15 protein-coding genes are annotated in these 19,368 nt (G+C 68.2%); 4 read left to right on the top strand and 11 right to left on the bottom strand.

The genetic code is table 11. The annotated features are described in order from the left end of the window. Window positions 1–52: 52 nt before the first annotated feature. The 4 genes from rplS to ACE37B_RS03320 all read left to right on the top strand — a co-directional run bounded on the left by rplS (window position 53) and on the right by ACE37B_RS03320 (window position 2,808). Entirely contained in the window at window positions 53–400 is a 348-nt protein-coding gene (gene rplS, locus ACE37B_RS03335; protein WP_409921860.1) for a 50S ribosomal protein L19, read from the top strand. Between the two features lie 90 nt (window positions 401–490). Continuing rightward, window positions 491–856, top strand: coding sequence for a YraN family protein (locus ACE37B_RS03330; protein WP_409921859.1), 366 nt, complete (start codon window positions 491–493; stop codon window positions 854–856). Between the two features lie 162 nt (window positions 857–1,018). Beyond that, window positions 1,019–1,837 carry an enoyl-CoA hydratase/isomerase family protein gene (locus ACE37B_RS03325; RefSeq protein ID WP_409921858.1) on the top strand — a complete coding sequence of 273 codons (819 nt, stop codon included), beginning with the start codon at window positions 1,019–1,021 and terminating at the stop codon, window positions 1,835–1,837. Between the two features lie 137 nt (window positions 1,838–1,974). Beyond that, complete coding sequence (locus ACE37B_RS03320) at window positions 1,975–2,808, top strand: hypothetical protein (protein WP_409921857.1); 834 nt, start codon at window positions 1,975–1,977, stop codon at window positions 2,806–2,808. Between the two features lie 24 nt (window positions 2,809–2,832). On the opposite strand, the gene ACE37B_RS03315 is transcribed toward ACE37B_RS03320, so the two are convergent. The 11 genes from ACE37B_RS03315 to ACE37B_RS03265 form a co-directional block, all read right to left on the bottom strand. After that, the gene (locus ACE37B_RS03315; protein ID WP_409921856.1) at window positions 2,833–6,210 is read right to left on the bottom strand and encodes a UvrD-helicase domain-containing protein; all 3,378 of its coding nucleotides are present in this window, start codon (window positions 6,208–6,210) and stop codon (window positions 2,833–2,835) included. After that, entirely contained in the window at window positions 6,200–9,349 is a 3,150-nt protein-coding gene (locus ACE37B_RS03310) for a PD-(D/E)XK nuclease family protein (protein WP_409921855.1), read from the bottom strand. The genes ACE37B_RS03315 and ACE37B_RS03310 overlap by 11 nt, the downstream gene beginning before the upstream one ends. A gap of 100 nt (window positions 9,350–9,449) precedes the next feature. Next, window positions 9,450–9,662 carry a hypothetical protein gene (locus tag ACE37B_RS03305; protein ID WP_409921854.1) on the bottom strand — a complete coding sequence of 71 codons (213 nt, stop codon included), beginning with the start codon at window positions 9,660–9,662 and terminating at the stop codon, window positions 9,450–9,452. Then, a complete protein-coding gene (locus ACE37B_RS03300) occupies window positions 9,659–11,338 on the bottom strand; it encodes a PhnE/PtxC family ABC transporter permease (protein WP_409921853.1) in 1,680 nt (559 codons plus the stop codon). Before ACE37B_RS03300 ends, ACE37B_RS03305 begins: the two co-directional genes overlap by 4 nt. After that, window positions 11,335–12,186 carry a phosphonate ABC transporter ATP-binding protein gene (locus ACE37B_RS03295; RefSeq protein WP_409921852.1) on the bottom strand — a complete coding sequence of 284 codons (852 nt, stop codon included), beginning with the start codon at window positions 12,184–12,186 and terminating at the stop codon, window positions 11,335–11,337. The genes ACE37B_RS03300 and ACE37B_RS03295 overlap by 4 nt, the downstream gene beginning before the upstream one ends. After that, entirely contained in the window at window positions 12,183–13,145 is a 963-nt protein-coding gene (locus ACE37B_RS03290; protein WP_409921851.1) for a putative selenate ABC transporter substrate-binding protein, read from the bottom strand. Before ACE37B_RS03290 ends, ACE37B_RS03295 begins: the two co-directional genes overlap by 4 nt. Before the next feature lie 240 nt (window positions 13,146–13,385). Next, entirely contained in the window at window positions 13,386–14,252 is an 867-nt protein-coding gene (locus ACE37B_RS03285) for a DUF72 domain-containing protein (protein ID WP_409921850.1), read from the bottom strand. Window positions 14,253–14,266: 14 nt separating this feature from the next. Continuing rightward, window positions 14,267–14,797: a bacterioferritin gene (locus ACE37B_RS03280; protein WP_409921849.1), complete on the bottom strand. Its 531-nt coding sequence runs from the start codon at window positions 14,795–14,797 to the stop codon at window positions 14,267–14,269. Window positions 14,798–14,809: 12 nt separating this feature from the next. Beyond that, window positions 14,810–15,847, bottom strand: a complete 1,038-nt coding sequence (locus tag ACE37B_RS03275; RefSeq protein WP_409921848.1) for a TIGR03857 family LLM class F420-dependent oxidoreductase — start codon at window positions 15,845–15,847, stop codon at window positions 14,810–14,812. A gap of 28 nt (window positions 15,848–15,875) precedes the next feature. Further along, window positions 15,876–18,728 (bottom strand): phosphoenolpyruvate carboxylase, encoded by a 2,853-nt coding sequence (ppc, locus tag ACE37B_RS03270; protein WP_409921847.1) that lies wholly within the window; start codon window positions 18,726–18,728, stop codon window positions 15,876–15,878. A 64-nt stretch (window positions 18,729–18,792) separates the two neighbouring features. Beyond that, window positions 18,793–19,308, bottom strand: coding sequence for a hypothetical protein (locus ACE37B_RS03265; protein ID WP_409921846.1), 516 nt, complete (start codon window positions 19,306–19,308; stop codon window positions 18,793–18,795). Between the last annotated feature and the right edge of the window lie 60 nt (window positions 19,309–19,368).

Raw genomic sequence — 19,368 nt, 5'->3', positions numbered from 1 at the left:
CGCTTGGCACCGAAGCGGTCCAGGCCCCGATCTCAACTAGCAGGTAGACGCCATGAAAGCCACCGACCTCATCGACAACGATTCGCTCCGCGACGACATCCCCGACTTCCAGGCCGGTGACGAGTTGAAGGTGCACGTGCGCGTCGTCGAGGGCGGCAAGGAGCGTGTGCAGGTGTTCCAGGGCGACGTCATCGCTCGCCAGGGTGGCGGCTTGCAGGAGACCTACACGGTGCGCAAGTTGAGCTACGGCGTCGGCGTCGAGCGGACGTTCCCGCTGCACACGCCGACCGTGCAGAAGATCGAACTCGTCAAGCGTGGCGACGTCCGCCGAGCGAAGCTGTACTACCTGCGCGACCGCAAGGGCAAGGCCGCTCGAATCCGCGAGAAGCGCGACTTCTGACGCGACGGGCGCTGGTGCAGCGCCCCGCACTCGGCACCACGGTGCCCACTCGAGCCCTGCGGCTCCGACGCTCACCAGCGAAGGAGGAACATGGGCGCGCGCTCATCTCGATCCGATCGTTCCAACGTCGCCCGGGGCCGTTGGGGCGAAGACCTCGCCGCGTCGCATTATCGACGCAACGGCTACACGATCCTCGCCCGCAACTGGCGGGGCTCGAGCGGCGAACTCGACCTGATTCTCGAACGCGACGGGACCATCGTGTTCAGCGAAGTCAAAGCGCGCCGTTCGGCTCGCCACGGCTCCCCGGCATGGGCAGTCGGGCCTGACAAGCAGCGTCGGATCCGCCGGCTCGCCGTCGAATGGCTGCAGGCCACGTCGACGCCGCGGCGATCACTGCGCTTCGACGTGGTGACCATCACCGGTATCGAACTCCGCGTGATCGAAGCGGCATTCTGACGGGCGATGAGTCAGACGCCAGCTGGCGCTCAGCCGAGAAATGCCCAGGCGACGAGCGCGAGCGACGTGATGACGCCAGCGATCACGAAGACGTAGTCCGCCGGTTTGGCTCGAAACTTCCGGTACGGATTGAAGCCCATGGTCATCAGTATCGTGGGCCAGATGTCTACTGACGCACGCGAAACCATCAACGTTGAACGTTCCGACGACGGGGTGGTGACGATCACGATGAATCGTCCGCACCGCAAGAACGCGGCCAACGGGGTGATGTGGAACGAGTTGTTGGTCGCGTTTCGTGAGGTGGCAGACAGCACCACCGACCGCGTGCTCGTGCTGACTGGCGCAGGCGGTGACTTCTGCTCGGGTGCCGATGTGGGCGGGATGGATGAAACCGCGAACGCCAGCGTCTCGTCACCCGAACCTCGTCCGCACCAGTTGGCGTCGATGCGTAACATCACCGAGATCTGCATGGCGCTGCATCGTCTGCCGCAACCCACGATCGCAAAGGTTCGCGGCGTCGCGGTCGGAGCGGGCCTCAACATGGCGCTCGCCTGTGACATGGTCGTCGGCGACGACACCTCGCGATATTCCGAGATCTTCGCTCGACGAGGTCTCAGCATCGACTTCGGTGGCTCGTTCTTCCTGCCTCGCCGGGTGGGCATGCACAAGGCGAAGGAACTTGCGCTCCTCGCCGACATCATCGATGCGAAGGAGGCAGAGGCGATCGGCCTCGTGAACCGGATCGTTCCGGCGAGCGACCTCGATGCATTCGTCGACGACTGGGCGCAGCGTCTCGCCTCGGGTCCGCCGATCGCGCTGGCGATGACCAAGCGCCTGCTGAGCAACTCGCTCAACGTCACCCTGGAAGAGGCGCTCGACGACGAGGGACTCTCGCAGACGGTGAACTTCAGCACCGCCGACACGGCCGAAGCGATGCGGGCCTTCATCGAGAAACGGCCGCCGCGCTTCACCGGTCGCTGACAGCGCATTCGTTGCAGGCGCGGCATTCGTTGCAGGCTGGGCATTCGTTGCAGGCTGGGCATTCGCTGCAGGCTGGGCATTCGCTGCAGGCTGGCCGGTGCCCGTCTGCGACGCAGCGGGGTCGGTACGATCGTCGTGTGCTGCTCGGGATCGTTCGGACGATGGTGATCACCGTCGGGGTGCTGTGGGGTGTGTCGAGCTCGGCTGCCGCCGCGCCGGTTCCGCCGCCCGAGCCTGCGCCGGTCGACGGCCCGCCGTCGCTGCTCCCGGTGCCGCCCGGTTGCACGCCCCCGGAGATCGCAGATGTGGCGTTCGTGGGCACGGTGCTCGACAAAGACGGCCTGATCGAGAAAGGCACGGTGCGCTTCCAGATCGATCAGCTCAAGGCCGGTGACTCGCGCCCTTTTGCTGTCGGTGGCATGATCGACGTTCGGTTCGGCCCCGACTCGAAATATCTCGACGTCGGAGCGGGCTATCTGGTGTCGGCGTCGGTCGACCCGTCGATCGGCGTGCTCTCGTCGAAGGTGACGCCTGACGCTCCGCTGTTCGGCGGCGACGCCGTGGTTGGTCTCGAAGACACTGCGGTCGACTGTCCGACGTTCGAGGATCCGGTGCAGACCTTGAACGTCGACGGTTCAACCGTCGACTCCGGACTGCTCAGCCCGATGTTGGAAGATCGTCGGCTGTTGCTGGCGACGATCGGGGTGCCAGCCGCGATCGCCGGAGCGGTACTCATCGCGCTCGTGCTCCTGCGCAGGATGCTCGACATCGGATTCCGTGGGATCTTCGCCCTCGGCCGAACCGCGGTGACCCCGAGTACCGACGTTGCTGCTGCCCGAGTGCGCCAGCATCGCACATCTGAGGAAGATGCCGACTCGCTCCTCGACGACGTCGAAGACGGCGGTGGTGAGGCCGACAGGGACCCGAAGTCGACACTGCAGCTGGTCGCCTCGGTGTGGACCAAACGATGAACGACGTCGTTGCTGGTCGCTCGGTCAGCTGACGAGCGAGGTCACCTCGTCCACCGCTTCACGCCAGTGCTCGATCCAGACCTCCTCGGCGGGCTCGCCAGCGATGCACCGCACGAGCACCCCGCCGGCCACCTGTTCGCCCAGCGTGGCTTCCAACGCAGCGCCGTACGCGGCGAGTTGCGTGCGGTACCGACCGACGCGCTCGCGTGTCTGCACGGGCCCGGACCACGAATCGGTCTTGTAGTCGACGATCAGGAGACCGTCTGGGGTTCGGACCAGCGCGTCGATGTAGCCCTCCAACACGCGGGCACCGATCGGGGCTGCGATGAACAATTCCCGCCAGTGCTCGGCTCCCGCGGCCATGGAGCGCACGATCGGCGCAGCGAGCGCCGATCGGACGAGCTCGCCGACACGGCGGTCGAACCCGACGATGCCTTCGACGGCGCACTGGGCTCGCGCGATGTCGTCGACGTCATCGCCGGTGACGAGATCGCAGAACTGCAAGGTGCCGTGCACTGCTCGGCCGATCGACGTGCCATAGCGGCCGCGCTGCCATGGTGGGATGGAGATCTCGGGTTGCCGATCGAGACGAGCCGCGGACGCTGCAGGGTCGCGGTCCCGTCGAAGCCGCACCTCGTCGGCCAGTCGGGTCGCAGCCACCGCACCGCGTCGAGATGCCACGTCGTGGATGTGTTCGAGCTCGCGCCGCCACTCGGCGAGGTCGATCTGCGGGGTGGCCGGGTGCGACCTCGTGACGTCGGCGGCGTTGACCGAACGTCCGGAGGGCAGCTCGAACGGTGTGCCGATCTCCGCGGCGCCGCAGCGCCACAGCAACTCTGCAGATGTGAGGGTGTCGACCTCGAGGGCGTGGATCTTGTCGTCGGGCCGTGCCCGGTGGAGCGAGATGACCAGGTGGTCGACGGCGCGGGTGCACGCCACGTAGAGCAGGCGGCGCCGCTCGGCCTCGCTCATCGTCGCGTCACGTTCACGCACCTCGTCGAGACCATCGTCCTTGCTCCCGACGAAGTGCCACGAGTCGCCATCCCAGATCACGTCGGTGCTGCTGCGGCCGCGCGGTCGACCGGTGAGTCCGCTCACGATCGTGATGGGGAACTCGAGCCCCTTGGACGCGTGCACGGTCATGAGCCGTACGGCGTCGTGGTCGTGTTCGGGCAGGATGGACTCCGAGACCGTGCCGGTGGACGCCTGGAGTTGGGTCCACGACAGGTAGCGACGGATGCCGCGGCCGCCGGCGTCGGCCCACGCTCGTGCCTGATCGATCACGAAGCGCACCCGTCGCCAGACGTCGCGATGATCGGCGTCGACGAGTGCGAGATCGAAGACTCGGCACTCGTCGGCGATGGCGCTGAGCAGGTCGGCCGCGCTGGTGGTCGAGCACCGTTCGGCGACGTCGCGGAGGTGGCGAATCGAGACGGCGACGATGTGGTCGTCGAACCCCTCCGGTGGCGCCTGCCAGAGCCCCCAGGTGCCGCCAGCTCGTTTCCAGGTCAGCAGATCGGGGTCGCTGCAGCCGTAGAGCGTGGAGCGGAGCGTGGCGACCAGTGCCAGCTCATCGGTCGGGTCGTCGGCGGCGCGCAATGCCAGCAGCAGGGCTCGCACCTCGCTCGATGCGTACACCGAAGAGGTGTTCTCGGCGCGGTAGGGCACGGTCGTCGCCCGGAACTCGCGGTCGAGTGCTGCGAGCGACGATCGAGTGGGCAGGAGAATGCAGATGTCGCCGGGGCGACAGGGGCGAAGCTGCTTGGTGTCGTCGTCGACGACCAGCCAGCCGTCGTCGAGCGCCGTGATGACCGTACCGACGACGTCGAGGGCTTCTCGGCGACGCAGTTCGTCTGCTTTCGAGACCGTGCCACCCTGCGGCGCGGCGGCCAGATCCGCGTGGTGCTCAGCTCCGAGGACGTGCACGCTGCCGTGGTGCCGATGCGCATCGGCGCGAGCAGCATCGAGGTGCTGGAACGGTGGCTGCGCGCCCGGATCGTCGAGAATCACCTGTTCGAACAGTGCGTTGGTCGCGTCGATGACGGCGTCGGTCGAGCGGAAGTTCGCCGACAGCCGAGCGATGTCGGCGCCGAGTTGATCGGCCGCAGCGAGGTACTGGGAGATGTCGGCCCGACGGAACCGGTAGATCGACTGCTTCGGGTCGCCGACGATGAACAGGCGTCCCGGTACCGGACGGAGTGTGCGCCAGTCGTGGTCGTGGGCGGGATCATCGGGCGCTGCGGTGAGTCGCACGGCGATCTCGAGCTGGATCGGATCGGTGTCTTGGAACTCGTCGAGGAGCACCCGCTGGTACCGCTGATGCAGCTCGGTGCGGACCTCCGGACGCGTGGACAAGACGCGGCGAGCGTGGACGAGGAGATCGTGGAAGTCGAGAACACCTGCTTCGACGCGGCGACGAACGGCGTCGAGGACGAATCGACGGCAGATCACGCCGATCGCGTTTCGGCGGTACTCGCACGTTCGGCGCAGTTCGGCGGCCGCTCGTGCGGCCAGATCAGCCTCGCGCTCGCGGAGTTCGTCGAGCGCGGCGACTCCGAGCCCCTTCCACTTGGCCTTGCTGCCCCGCTTCGCCTTGCCGATGATCGGGGCGATCTCGGCGATCAGTCTGAGTTGCGAGTACAGATCGTCGGTTGCGGCGAGTCGAGTAGCGGCCGTGCGGAGTCTGGCGAGGAGTACGGCCTGCTGGTCGCCCTCGGGAACCGGCGTCGCGGCGATGTCAGCAGCCAGGTCGGCGATCGGCTTGGCAGCGAGGCGGAACGGAGGCGGAGGGGTGTCGTCGACGCGATCGACGACGAGGTCCCAGTTGGCGCGAAAATCGGTTGCCACCTTGCGGAGACCGGTCTGGACGCCGAAGCCGTCGAACTCACAGAGATCGACGAGCAATCGACCGCCCTCGACGACACCGCCATCCGGTTCGGCGTCGGCGAGAAGGCGGTCGAGCAAGTCGGACCATTCGTCGGCGAACCGGACGTTGCTCTCGAGTTCGGCGAGGACGCCGAAGCCCGGCGGCAAACCCGCTTGGATCGGTACGTCGTTGAGAATCCGTCGAGCGAACGCATGCAGCGTGCCGATCGGCGCATGGTCGAGTTCGCTGGCGGCGGTGCGAGCAGCGGGCAGGTCGAGCAACGACAGCTCGGAGCGCAGTCGAGACCGGAGCTCGGCGGCAGCTTTCTCGGTGAAGGTGATCGCCGCGATCGACGTGATCGGAATCCCCGAGCGGACCAGGTTGACGACACGTTGGACCAACGCGGTCGTCTTGCCGGCTCCCGCTCCCGCCTCGACGAACAGCGTTGCATCGAGATCGTTCCGGATCCGGCTGCGATCGGCCTCGTCGGGCGGTGGCGGCCGTTCGGCGAGCCGGTCGGGAGCCTCAGACATCATTGCTCCCGTCGCTCGTGGTGCTCGACACGATGGCATTCGCCGTGTCTGCGGCGTCGTCGGTCCCAACAGTGTCGTCGGTCCCGACGGTGTCGTCGCCGAACCAGCGGTGCACCCGGTCGTCGTGGCGTTTGCGTGCCCAGCGATCCCACGCTGCGTCCGTCCCCAGCCCGTCGGGATCACAGTACCGGCACGCGATGTAGGTACGAAAGCCAGGTTTGTCAGGGCGATTCGGGTACCAGCCTTGCTCGATCCCGTCGACGACACCGCCGAGGTCGTCGCGAACGCGAGCCCACACGTCGGAGGTGAGCTCGAAACCGAACCGCCCGTAGTTTCCCTGCGCGAACATCGAGTACTCGGAGCGCACCCGAGTGTCGGTGGGGCCCGGAGCGGCGCCGAAGCGCACCATCGCCGCAGCGGCGTAGGCGGGGAGTTGGAACACGGTGCCGGCGAGGGTCGGGTCCTCGGCGCAGAGCTTGCGATAGTTGTCGGGCTTGCCGGTCTTGTGGTCGGTGATGACGATCAGTCCGTCGGCGCATCGATCGAGACGATCGACCGAGCCGCGGATCGGGAGCTGTCGACCATCGGGGAGCGGCAACCAGACATCGCCGGACGAGATCGTGCCACCTGGTTCGTGCTCGCTGTGATGCTCGTCGTGGTGTGAGCGAACTTCACCGAGCGCGGGAAATGCGTGCTCGGAGTCGAGGATGACCGCGCCACGAGCGGCCGCGATCTCACCGTCGTGGTCGAGCCAGCCGAGCAGGTCGTCGCGCATTCGCAGTCGCTGGCCGGCCCAGGTCGCCGGGCGCCCCACCTTGCCCTGGCGTTGGTGCTCTGCGCAGACGTCGTCGAAGTGGGTGAGAAGCGCCTCGCGGTGGGTCTCGCCCCATCCGTGCGCCCCGGGTTGGGGGAGTCGCTCATCGAGGACGTCGCGGTGGAACCGGTCGAGCACCTTGTGGTGGAGCGATCCGCTCTCGGATCGGGTGATCGCGATGTCGGCGTCGGGCTCCTCGACGGGCCGTACGCCGAGGAGGTACTGCACGAAGTAGCCGTGAGGGCACGACGCCCATGCTTCGATTCGCGTCGGCGACACGGCCTCGGAGCCGAGCGGTGACACCCCGGCGCCGGAGAGATCGCCGTCGTAGATGGAGAGTCGATCACCAGCCCGCTCGCGATGCATCACGAGTCGCTGTGCCAGCGGCGGATCGGCGAGTTCGTCGATCGCCGCACCGGCCGCGGTGACCCGAAGCAGGTCGCTCAGCCGTCGCTCGCGCTCGCTTGCGGCGAATGCCACCGCAGCGAGCCCGGCGGAGTGCGAGGGGGCGTGTTCGATGCGGTCGATACCCATCGACTGCAGCATCCGACTCGGCTGGTGGGCAGCCATGGAGCGCAGGTCGCCGCGGGGCATCGTGATGACGGTGTCGGCTGAGTCCACGACCGAACGGAACGCGTGCTGGAGCCGGCTCGCCGACACCTGAGCCCCTGAGAGTCCTGCGTGTCGGCGGTCGTCGTCGCCGATCAGCGGATCGCTGCTCGACAACGGAGGGAGGAGGCCGTCGGCGCACCCGAGGACGACGGCGAGATCGATGTCGAGCCCGCCTGCGGCGCCGAGCGAGCTCACCGTGACACCGCTACCGACGCGTCCGGACGTGCTGGTGCTGGCCGACAGCTCACGCTCCAATGCGGCTCGAAACCGCGGTCGTGACGTCGGGTCGTCGACCAGATCGAGGCTGCGAAGCCGCTCGAGGACGGACATGGTGGTTTCCCACGCGGTGTAGTCGGCATCGGCGAGGCGCTGATGTGCGCCTCGGCCGAGCCACCATTCGAGCATCTCGATGCTCCAGTCGACCCACCCGCTCCACGTGCGGGTCATCCGGCGATCGCCGAGCCGGGCGCGCAGGTCGGTCACGAACTCCGACAACGAGGTCGCAGCCTGGGTCCAACGCGGCGCTGCCGCCAGCGCTTCGAGTCGAGGAACCCAGTCGTCGTCGTCGCTCACGCCGGCGGCTCGGCTGGCCCGTTCCCACTCGGAGACCGAGCCGATGGGGCGACCGTCGGCGGCACGTGGGGCAACGTCGGCGAGTAGGTCGAACAAGACGCGCCGCCGGAGCCCCCGGCGGTCGACATCGAGCACCTCGAGAAGCAGTCGCGGGACCTGGCGCTCGGTCAACTCCGTGCCGCCGCGGCCGTTCCAGTCGATGCCAGCTGCGGTCAGATGATGCTCGACGAGACGAGCGTAAGGCCGATGGGCGGTCCAGAGCACGGCGATGCGATCGAAGGCGACCGGACGCCCGAGCAGGTCGCCGCGGGCCGCCTCGATGATCGCCCGCACCGCGTGGGCGACCTCGTCGTCGGCGTCGGTCGTCGACACCACGCGTCGAGGACTCACCTGCGTCGACCCGGGAACGGGTGCGCCGGGAGTCGCCTCGAACGGCGCTTCGAACCCGAGCGCGATGAGCGTGTCGAGCGTTGCGAAATCGGCGTCGGCATCACCGGTGAGGGCAGCGATGACAGTGACATGCGTACGGCTCGCGAGATGGCGAAGGAACTGGATGGCCAGTGGGTCGAGATGGCCGGGAAGGTGGAGGACCACCTGACGCAGTCCATCGGGTACGCCATCTTCGAGCTGTGCCGTGGCGGCGAGGAGCAGGTCGGCATCGTCATACCACTGGCGTTGGAGGATGCGGGTGACGGCGCCGCTGACGCGCACGACCTCTCGGCCTCGGCGTCGCTGAGCGAGCCGCTCGGCGACGGCCTCACCCGCCAGGCGCAGTTCGACGTGCAGTCGGCGGAGTGCGTCGATCGTGGTCGGGTGCTCGGCGACGGAGGCGAACGCCCCCGGTTGCTCGCCGAGCACCTTGCTGATGGTGGCGTCGAGCACGGGATTGGACACCGGCCGGCGCCGCTGTGCCGCCATCGCCGGGCCTCCGAGGAGTTCGGCCAGTCGGTTGATCGTGATGATGTCGATACCGATGACACCGCCTTGGCGGCCGAGTGCCCGCCGCGCCATCACCCCGGAGACGTTGGTGGGAACGATGATGGTGACCGGCTGGAGTGCGTCGCCGCCCTTGGCGAGCTCGATCGCCCGGCCGAGCATGGCGATCTCGGAACCAGGGGAGACGACAGTCAGACGAAAGGGCACGGGACGATCGTAGAGATGGGGTGTGACAACACGGTTCGACGCGCGGTGCGTCGGTTGGTCATCTGGCGTCGGCGTCGGTCGTCATCGCGCCGTGTCGCAATCAACTGGGCGAGGCGTCGACGAGCGTTGCGTCGAGTGAATCCTGGTACGCAGCGGCGGCCCAGGCGGCGGAGCCGACGAAACCGAGCAGGGCAGAGAGCACGCCGGAGGCGTTTCTCGGACGGCTTCGGAGCGAGGCGAGGACGGCGACGAGGCCGCCGATGGTGCACAGCACCGGTGCGGCGAGGTCGAGTGTGCGGCGATCGATGTTCACGACCGCGATGGTAGAGCCGATGAGGGGACCGGAATGGGGTTGGTCGACCCAGGGCCTGACGACGGGCTCGTCGGAGTCGAGTCGGGCGGCGCGGTCGACGGTGGTTCCCGCTCGGGTACGCCGCGTCGAACGGCTCGCCTCGCCGTGGTGCTGATCACATCGATCACGAGCGCGACGACGATGAGCGCGAGGATCGAACCCGACACAGCGGGAAAGTTGCGCGCGGCGAGGTGCTCGCGGATCAACTGCCCGAGCCCACCGGCTCCCACGACGCCGACGACGACGGTCTCGCGAGCGATCACCTCCCATCGGTAGAGCGCGATCGACGTCAGGCGCCCCAGCGCCGGGAAGACCCGCCCGTACACGACGGCCGCCGTGGCGGTCGCGCCGGAGGCTCGGAGGGCGTCGCTGGCGACCGATGGCGTCTCCTCCAGCACCTCGGCGAACAGCCGCCCGATGACGCCGACGTTGTAGACGCCGAGGGCGATCGCACCCGGCCACGGGCCGGGGAAGAGCACCAGCACCATCAGGAACGCCCACACCGGGGCGGGGACGGCGCGTGCGAGGAGGAGGAGCAACGCGACGAGTCGTCGGCGCACCGTGCCCAGTGGGGACGTTCGATCGGTGCGACCGGTGGAACGAGCGGCCCACATCGCAGCGAGGAGCGCGAGCGGTACGGCGAACGCGGCGGCGATGATCGACATGGCCACCGTGTCGATCGTCGCGTCGAGGTAGCCGCTCCAGCCTCGTGGGCCGACCGACGGTCGCAGGAGATCCCCGATCAGGTCGCCGGCGAACTCGCTCCAGCGCCCGTTCCAGAGCGTCGAAAGGTCGAAGCCGACCCAGCGGATCGACAGCGGCACGAGGAGCGCGCCGGCGAGGATCGACCATCGAGTCACGGCCGGTCCGGTCGAGCGTCGCACCGTCGTGGACCACCAGTCTGCGATGCCGCTGAGGATCATCAGCGCGGCGATGAGCGTCCAGATCTCCTCGTAGCGGAGCGATTCGAAGCTGAGATCGATCTGGAAACCGATCCCGCCGGCACCGAGTACGCCCAGGACTGCGGCGGCGCGGATGGCGCATTCGAGTCGGTAGAACGCGTAGGAAGCGAGTTCGCCTCGGATGGCTGGGAGCACGCCGTACGCCAGGGCGGTGAGCCGGGTCGCTCCGCTGCTGCGCAAGCGGTGGTAGGGATCGGTAGGTGCCTCGTCGATCGTGTCGGCGAACACCCGGGCGGTGATCGCACCGAACGGTAGGCCGATCGCGACGATGGCGACGATCGGGTCGAAGCCGAAGATCTGCAGCAACAGGATCGCCCAGACGACCTCGTGCACCGCTCGCGGGACGATGAAGACGAGACGGGCGAGGTTGCGCAGTGCAGGCTTCGGCCAGAGCAGCTCCGACAGCATCAGCGCGCCGAGCGCGCCGATGACGAGCGAGAGCAGGGTGCCGAGCACGGCGAAGCCGACCGTGACGCCTGCGGCTTCGACGGTGAGGCGGAGGAAGTCGGCGCCCAGTTCGGGGCTGGTGACCGAGGTCCAGAACTCGGTGAAGTTCGGCCAGCCTCGACCGTTGACGATCCGGTCGCCAACACCCGCTCGTTGGATCGCCCACACGACGGCGACGGCGACGAAGAGGGCAGCCCGTCGACCTGGTGTGAGGCGACGTCGAGTCATGACGACGGCGCAGATGACGAGTCGGACGAGTTCGCTGACGTCGTTCCGGACGTCGTTCCGGACGTCGTTCCGGACGTCGGTCCAGATGTCGGTGGGGACGTCGATGCGGCATAGACGGCGTCGAGGTCGGCGTCGGTGACCTCGGCGGCGGGGCGATCGAGTACGACCCGTCCCGAACGCAATCCGACGACCCTCGTGGCGTGCCGCAGTGCGAGGGCAGGGTCGTGCACCGTGACGATCGTGGTCGATTCGGCCTCGGACCGCGGTCGGCACAGCAGCCCCATCACCAGGTCGCTCAGCGTGGGGTCGACCGACGAGGTCGGCTCGTCGGCGAGGAGCAGGTCGGGGTCCTGTCGGAGCACGCGAGCGACCGCCACGCGCTGGCGTTCGCCGCCGGACAGGTCGCCGGTCCGCGCGTCGATGCGATGCGCGAGCCCGACCAGGTCGAGGGTGGCAGCGACGCGGTCCCGTCCGCTCGGCGCGATCAGCGACGCGAGCGCTCGGGCGGTCGACCAGTCGCCGAGCAGCCCGGCGTTGACGTTGTGCACGACTCGCAACGACAGGACGAGATCGTGCCGCTGGGAGACCGTCCCGACTCGTCGACCGTGGCGGCGTCGTTGCCGACGTGGCAGCGCTCCGATGCCGCGACCCAGGTCGGTGTCCAGGACCCGCACCGTTCCCTCGGTCGGTGGGCTCAGCCCGCCGATCACGTCGAGCAGGCTCGACTTTCCTGCGCCGCTCGGTCCGATCAGGGCGACGCGTTCGCCGGGGTCGACGCGAAGGTCGACCCCGGCGAGCGCTTCGATCGAGCCGAACCGGAGGCGCACTCCGTTCAGCTCGACCGTCACCCGGTGATCAGGCCGATCGAACGCGCGACGCTCTCCATCTCGTCGTAGTTGCTGTTCTGCGTGGTGATGAAGGAGTCGGCGCCGAACAGTTCGAGGATCTCGGCGTGTTCGGCGACGCTCGGGTCGAGCGCCATGAGCGCGGCCACGAAGCGGTCGGCGAAGCCCTCGCCGAAACGCTCGTCGAGCGTCGGTTGCGCCACCCAGTGGTAGTTGGGATAGGCCGGGGTCCGGAAGATCTCCACGACCCGATCGGCGTCGAACGCTCCCTCGGCGAGTCGGTCGTCCCAGACCTGGGCGGCGACGACGCCGACCTCGAACGAACCGGACTCGACCACTTCGATCACCGCATCGTGCGATCCGGCGAACCCGGGCGGACCGGCGAAGTCGGCGTCGATGTCGAGACCCGCCTGTTCGAGGAAGGCCTGGGGCATCAGCCGTGACGACGTCGACGACTCCGAGCCGAACGTGAAGGAGCGCCCGGACAGCGCGGCGAGGCCGGCGACGTCGCCGATGGTCTCGATGCCGGTGTCGGCGCCGGCGATGAACACCGAGGTGAACTGTTCGTCGATGTCGCGCTGGGCGACCGCATCGGCGCCGTCGACTTCGAGACGAGCCTGGATCCCCGAGAGTGCGCCGAACCAGACGGCGTCGAGGTCGCCGACGCGGAAGCCGGTCACCGCGCCCTGGTAGTCGGTCACCGGGAGATACTCGACGTCGACCGACAGCTCCGATTCGAGGTAGTCGGTGAGCAGGTCGTACGTGCGTTGGAGCCGCTCGGGCTCCTGGTCGGGGATCGCCCCGATCGTCAGCGTCGCCGCAGTGGCGCCGCCGGAGTCGTCGTCCGTCGCGGTGGCATCGGTCGTCGCATCGTCGCTGCCGCACGCTGCAGCGAGGAAGGTGACCGCCACCAGGAAGGTGCTCAGTGTCCGCCGACCGGCGAACCTCGTACGGGCGCTCATGGGCGCCGCCGAACTGTGTACATGCTGTCTCTTTTCTGTCGGCCTCGTTCGAGGCGTTGTTCAGTCGACCCTAGGCGTCGGCGCCGCCACGGAGAATTCCGACCGTCGAAACACCCGGTGAACGATGCGAGTGAGTGACGCCGCCGATGGCCAGCGTCAAGCGGGCAGCGCAGCGCCGGGACGGCCGACGACGGTGAGGGATGGGCGGAGGCAAGCGAGGCGCATCAGCATCGAGGCGCATCAGAACAACGTGTCTTGGCCGACGACCTCGCCCGCGGGGGCGACGGGAAGTGGCTCGGGGAGTGCTCGGAGCGCGGGAACGTTCGCCGCGACCTCGGTATGGAGTCGTCGGGCGAGCGCCGGCGACTCGGTGTTCTCGGGTTGGTGGACGAACACGTGCGGTTCGCGTCCCTCTCCGATCCACGACACGAGTTGGGGGATCCAGGACCGCAATCCGTCGAGCGTCGACTCGACGCTGTCGCTTCCGATCACGCGAACGATCGGAGCAGCTCCGACGACGTCGACGTGCACGGGCAGCTTCGGCTTGGTTCGACGCTCCTCGACGGCCGCTTCGGTGCGCGGGGCATCGAGGTAGAGCGGTCGGGTGTCGAGGACGACTCGGCCGATGTCGAACGAGTCGAGCACGTCGTCGACGCGACGGCGCATCGCCGCGTCGCCGAAGAACCCGTGGTGGCGGAGCTCGACGGCGAAGCGCTGCTCCGACGGCAGCGTGCGGACGAAGCGTTCGAGCGCATCGGTCGACTCGGGTCCGAACGACGGCGGCAGCTGGATCTGGATCGGCCCGACTCGTTCGCCCAGCGGCTCGATGGCGCCGAGGAACGAGCGCAGCGGCGCCTCGGCATGCCGCAGGCGGTGTTCGTGGGTGATCGTGCGAGGCAGCTTGAACGCGAACCGAAAGTCGCTCGGCGCCTGCTCGACCCAGCGGGCCACCACGCCGGGGGGCGGCTGTGCGTAGAACGTCGTATTGCCTTCGACGGCGTTGCACCACCCGGCGTACTCAGCGAGTTCGCGCCCGCGGTTGGCGGGCGACAGGAAGCGGCCGACCCACGACGCGTGGGCCCACATCGGGCACCCGACGCGCAGCACCGGCTGATTCGTGTCTACTGGATCTCCTCCAGGATCGAGAGCAGATCGTCGGCGTGCTCTTCTTCGACCGCGAGGATGTCCTCCAACATGCGGCGCGTCGTCGAGTCGCCGTCGCCGAGCCACTTGATGATCTCGCTGTAGCTCTCGATCGCGATGCGCTCGGCGATGAGGTCTTCTTTCACCATGTCGAGCAGGTTGGTCGAGTCGTCGTATTCGGCGTGCGAGCGGGTGGCCAAGCCCTGCGGATCGAAGTTCGGCGAGCCCTGCAATTGCGTGATGCGCAGCGCGATCTGGTCGGCGTGGGCCTGCTCCTCGTTGGCGTGCTGCAGGAACTCGGCGGCCACCGGTGCCGCGCTGAGCCCGGTCGCCGTGTAGTAGTGCCGCTTGTAGCGCAGGACGCACACCAATTCGGTGGCGAGCGCCTCGTTGAGTACCTCGATGACGCGCTCGCGGTCGGCGCCGTACGCATCGGTGATCGGCCCTTGCTCGATCCCTGCCCGGGCGCGGGCCCGAAGGGTCTCGATATCGGTCAGGAAGTCAGCCATGCGTCCAGTAGATCACATGCTCGCCGCGTAGGCATCGACGATCGGGCGCAGCTCGGCGGGACTCGCGCCGTGCATGATCACCGCGTCGGCGCCGAGTTCGAGCTGGCGTCGCACCGCCGTGGCGCACTGCGCGGCGCTGCCGTTGGCGGCGGGGGCGAGCCACTCGTCGGGGATCAGTGTGGCGATGTGTTCGAGCTGCTCGGTGGTCGCCTTCGCATCGATCGCTCCGGGGAAGGTGCGTACCATGTCGTCCGCGCGGAACGCGGCGAGCACGGCGGGGTCCCAATCGTTCGTCTCGACCATCAGGTCGCCGTACGCCTGCAGGTAGGTGGCGAGGCGCCCGACGGTCTTCTTGAGTCGGAGCGGTTCGGCGAGGTGATCGCCGATCGTCGCGTAGCACGACCACACGGTGACCGCATCGGGGTCGCGCCCGGCCTGTTCGGCGGCTTGCTTCACGATGCGGACGCACCGTTGCAGCGTCTCGTCGGTGAAGAACGTGTGCAGGATCACGTGATCGAACGCCCGTCCACCGAGCGCGAGCGAGTTGGGGCCGAACGCCACGAGGCCGAGCGGAATGTCTTCGTCGAAGGTGGGGTCGAGGCGCAGCACCGGGTACGAGCCCATCGGGCCGTCATGGCGGACGACGGTCTCGCCGTGCCACAGGCGCCGCATCACGTTCGCGAAGTCCTCCATCTGCGCCGTCGTGATGGCGGGCAGGCCGAACGCGTCGAACATCGGCTTGATGCCCCGTCCGATCCCGAGAACGAACCGTCCGCCGGTCAAACGGTGCATGGTGGTCGCGTACGACGCCGACACGAGCGGATGCCGTGTGTTGTGGTTGGTTGCGCCGGTGATGATCTGCATCGACGACGTGGCGACGGCGGCAGCACCGGACAGCGTGACCGCCTCCTTGACGTTGAACCGCTCGCTGATGAACACCGCGCCGAGGCCGAGCTCCTCGGCGTCCCGACACTCCGTCACCAGGTCGCGAGGATCCTGGGCACCGCCGGCCAGCGTGTAGAACCCGAGTTCCGGAAACCGTGTCGACATGGTCAGAGAGATAGCACGGCGACTGACGTCAGCCCGAGTTGCGGATGCCGGTGGCGATGGCGTTGATCGTCAGCTGGATGCCTCGCTGCACCAACTCGTCGTCGTCGCCGTCACGGAATCGCCGCAGGAGATCGGCCTGCATCACGTGCAACGGATCGAGGTAGGGGTAGCGGTTCCGCAGGCTCTTGGCGAGCAAGGGGTTGTCGCTGAGCGGATCGCTCGACCCGGTGATCTCCGCGTGCCAGCGCCGGGTCAGCGCGTGCTCGTGTTCGATCCGGCCGAAGATGTCGCGCCGCATGTCGTCGTCGGTCACCAACACGTCGGCGTAGCGGCGCCCGATCTCGATGTCGGCCTTGGCGAGCACCATGCCCATGTTGTCGATGATCGTGCGGAAGAACGGCCAGTGCAGATACATGTCGCGTAGCAGTTCGGGTGCGTCCGACTCGTGTGCGGCGAACGCGTCGACGGCCGATCCGGCGCCGTACCAGGCGGGGATCATCAGGCGGCACTGGGTCCAGCCGAACACCCACGGGATCGCACGGAGGTCTTCGATGGCGTCGGAACGTTTGCGTGACGCGGGCCGGCTCCCGACGTTGAGCGACGCGATCTCGTTGGTCGGTGTGATCTGCCGAAAGAACGTGACGAAGCGGTCGTCGCCGTAGACCAGGGCTCGATAGGCGTCGAAGGCCGTCGAGGCGAGCTCGTCCATCGTGGCGACGTGGCGGGGGTCGGTCGCATCGCGCTCGCTCGTCGTGCAGGACGCCCGCAGTGTCGCGGCCACGAGGGTTTCGAGGTTACGGCGGGCGAGGGCGGGCTGGGCGTACTTGGCTGCGACCATCTCGCCCTGCTCGGTCACGCGGATCGAGCGGTCGACGGACCCGGGCGGCTGCGCGAGGATCGCCTGGTAGGCAGGGCCGCCACCGCGTCCGACCGTGCCGCCGCGGCCGTGGAACAACCGGAGACGCACGCCGTGATCGTTCGCTGCGTCGACGAGCGCGGCCTGCGCAGCGAACAGATTCCACTGCGAGGAGAGGTAGCCGCCGTCCTTGTTCGAGTCGGAGTACCCGATCATCACCTCCTGGCGTCCGTGTCGGGAGTCGAGGAGCTGTCGGTAGATCGGATGGACCAGGAGTGCCCGGAGGGTGTCGGCGGATCCGGCGAGGTCGCCGATCGTCTCGAACAGTGGCACGATGTCGAGCTCACACGACGCGGTGCGGCCTGCGCGCTCCACTTGCATGAGCCCGACCTCCTTGAGCAGGACGGCGACTTCGAGCACGTCGCTGACGGCTGTCGCCATCGAGATCACGTAGTGGGGAACGGCGCGACGGCCCAGGCGACCTACGGCGTCGGCGGCCGCGTCGAGGACGGCGAGTTCCTTCGCCGTGTCCTCGTCGAACACGGCGTTCGGGTGCCGTAGCAAACGCGGGTTGGCGAGCTCCGCTGTCAGGATCTCGACGCGTCCGTCCTCATCGAGGTCGAGGTAGTCCCTGCACACGCCGGCCTGATCGAGCAGTGCGCCGATCACCTGCTCGTGGACGGCTGAGTTCTGGCGCATGTCGAGGCCGCACAGGTGCGCCCCGAACGTGGCGACGCGGCGACGAACCGGTTCGATCTGCGCGGTCGCCAGCGGTTGTGAACCGTGCGACGTCAGCGACACCGCGACGACGTCGAGGTCGACGAGCAGTTCGTCGAGCGACGCATACGCCGGAAGCGGAACCGCGGGGATCGGGCAGTCGAGCACGATGTCGGTGCCGTCGACCACGTCGAGTGCAAACGCGTGCAGGCGGGCGTACATGCCGCGGAGAGCTCGGCGGTACGGCTCGTCGGCGCGGAACCGCGAGGCATCTCCCGATCGACTCGCCAGCTCGAGGAGTTCGGCCGTCGGCGTGACGAGACGCTCCGACATCGACACCTCGACCGAGAGCCGGCGCAGGTCGACGAGATGTCGCTCGAGCGCGGTCTGTGCATGCCGGGTGGTCGCCTGACGGATCACGTCGGCCGTGACGAACGGGTTGCCGTCGCGATCGCCACCGATCCATGAGCCCATCGAGATCACCGCGGTCGTGTCGAGGCCGTCGGCGCCGGTGCGGGATTCGACCAACTCGCGGATATCGCGAGCGAGTTCGGGGACGGTGTCGAAGAGGCTGGCCGAGTAGTACCGGAGTGCCTCGTTGATCTCGTCGCTCACGCGAAGCTTCGACAGTCGGAGGATGGCGGTCTGCCAGAGCGTGAGCACCCGGATCTCGATCTGCTCGCGGATCTCGTCACGTTCGGGATCCGACTCCGCGAGGCGGCTTCGGGTCACCAACAGGTCGGCGACCACGCCCAGCACGTCGAGGATCGTCTTGCGCCGGACCTCTGTCGGATGCGCCGTGATCACCGGACTCACCTCGAGTTCGGCGACGACCTCGGCGATGCGTTCCGGGGCGACCCCGTCGGCCACCAGGTCGTCGATGGTGGACACGAGGCTTCCAGGCTGCGGGCCTGACCGAGACGCTCGGTGATGCCGTCGTCGGCGTTCGACGTGGACGTCTTCGGCGGTGTTCGCCAGCAGCGAGAGCCAGTCGAAGGCCCGGATCACGTGGATCTGCTGCTCCATCGGCTGCGCGCCGAGTGCAGCTTCGAGCTCGGCGACCCTGCTCTTGCCGGTTCGTCGACCCTGCACAGCGAGCCGTCGCACCGATTCGATGAGATCGAAGGTGTCGTCGCCTGCGTCACGTCGTACGACGTCACCGAGAAGACGGCCGAGCAATCGGATGTCGTCGCTGAGTTGGGCGTCACCGGAGTCGCGGCTGGAGCCGGCTCCCGAGTCCGGTTCGGCGGGCGGGGTCTCGGTCGAGGTGGCGGGTGGGTTCGCTGGTGATGTCGTCGAGGCGCTCACCGTTCCAGTCAACACCATTGCGGGGTTCCCCGCGGCCGGTGCCGCCGGGCGGATTCCGGTGATGTCAGCGGGGGAGCGCGAGAACGAACGTCGAGCCGCCCCATCCGTTGGCCTGATCCCGGCCTTCGATCACGACCTCATCGACGTCCGCGGGAATCTCGATACCGGACTGGCTGCGGGTGAACGGCTGTTCGTCGGCGTGATCGTGCGTCAGGATCCGCTCGCCGTAGACGGTGCCGTCGGGGCCGATCACCCGCCAGGCGTCGGCATATCGCTCCGGCGTGTCGTACGGCGAAGACACCGTGGCGGCGATCGTCCAGGTCGCACCGTCGAACGTCGCCGACGCGTCGACGACGTCGGGGAACTGCTGCTCGGCGGCGCCGGTCTCGTCGATCTCGTCCGTCTCGTCCGTCTCGGCGGTCTCTAGGACCGGCGCGATGGTGGACACGGGCGTGTTCGTGTCGACGGCCGTCGTCCCCGCGCCCGAGTCGTTCGCCGTCGGATCGGATCCGCAGGCACCGAGGAGGGCGAGCGTCGCGACGATCCCAGCGACACGACATGTGGTCGAACCCGGACGCATTCGTGCACCGTACCGAGGTCAGCACCTGCGATGTCGGCAGCCCTACCGGCTCTCGCTGGG

Origin of the sequence: Ilumatobacter sp. (assembly GCF_046290335.1) — a bacterium.
In the GTDB taxonomy this organism is placed as follows: domain Bacteria; phylum Actinomycetota; class Acidimicrobiia; order Acidimicrobiales; family Ilumatobacteraceae; genus Ilumatobacter_A.
This window is presented reverse-complemented; position numbering and strand designations above follow the sequence as displayed.